The sequence below is a fragment of the Kitasatospora sp. MBT63 genome (genome assembly GCF_000710465.2).
In the GTDB taxonomy this organism is placed as follows: Bacteria; Actinomycetota; Actinomycetes; order Streptomycetales; family Streptomycetaceae; genus Kitasatospora.
This window is the reverse complement of the sequence record NZ_JAIZ01000845.1, coordinates 14947-15270: the sequence shown is the minus strand read 5'-3', so window position 1 is coordinate 15270 and position 324 is coordinate 14947. Positions and strand designations below refer to the sequence as shown.

Genomic DNA, 324 nt, shown 5'->3' with positions numbered 1-324 from the left:
GCGGCGGCTGAGCTGGGGGGTCATCGGTCGGCCTCTCAGAGGGTGAAGGTGGCGACGGCGGCGGCGGTGTCCGAGGGCCATTCGTTGGCCGCGGTGCTCGGGTCCGGCTGGGGACGGCCGGTGACCAGGGTGTGGGCCTCCAGCAGGGTGAGCGGACCGGCGAACTGCACCTGGTCGATCCGGTCCTGCGGCTCGGCCTTGGTGCCGCGGGTGCGCCGGGTCACGGACCAGGTGCTGCCCGGGAAGGCAGCCGGGTCGGGGTGCGCCGAGCGGTAGGCGTCGGTGAGGCCCGCGTTCTGCAGGGCGACGGTGACCGGCCAGGCC

The 324-nt window shown here is 75.3% G+C and carries 1 pseudogene; it reads right to left on the bottom strand.

The window, feature by feature from the left end:
• Nucleotides 1-35 precede the first annotated feature (35 nt).
• A pseudogene (locus tag AA75_RS50715) lies at nt 36-324 on the bottom strand (hypothetical protein); the annotation flags it as partial.